Source organism: Vibrio sp. 1288, from assembly GCF_033344475.1.
Genome location: NZ_JAWPOX010001073.1, coordinates 1 through 529, shown reverse-complemented (window position 1 = coordinate 529; position 529 = coordinate 1). Strand labels below are relative to the sequence as shown.

Annotated in this window: 1 protein-coding gene; it reads right to left on the bottom strand. The window is 42.7% G+C overall.

Annotated features, from left to right (window positions below; all coding sequences use genetic code 11):
• Positions 1–441, bottom strand: a 441-nt coding sequence (locus R8O11_RS30965) for a tetratricopeptide repeat protein (protein ID WP_412035105.1), incomplete at its 3' end; no start/stop codon positions are given.
• Positions 442–529 lie beyond the last annotated feature (88 nt).

Here is a 529-nt window from a genome sequence, read left to right as displayed (position 1 = left end):
ATTAAAAGCCCGTATAGCCAAAGAGAACTCACCCAAGTTACTATACGCAATGGCGGTTAGTACCTGAATTTCTCCGCTACTATTACCCATAGCGATGGAACGTTGGTACTGTTCCAACGCTAATGCATCTTCGCCTTCGAGGCTATGAACTTGCCCACCTAGCTGTGCAAGTCGCGCATTTTCAACTCCTAATTCAGATAAGTGCTGAACATAAAATTTTGCAGACTCCACATCCTCTTTTGCCAGATAAGCAAAAGCGAGATCCTGCATCACTTGTACATCGTTGGATTTTTGTTCTAAGCGTGCTTTGTAATGCTCAATAAGGCCTGCATGATTTTGTACACGTTTCATGCTTTCAACAGTACTTTCTTCGTTGTACGCCGTCGAGCTGCACCCCATGAGAGAAAAAAGTGTTAAAGCCATCAATGCGATTTTTTTCATTACCCACTCCCTGAAAGTGTCGAGAAATCGATTTGCAAGAAACCCGGAGCGAGGATAAAAATAACGATTGGAAACATGATCAGCAAAA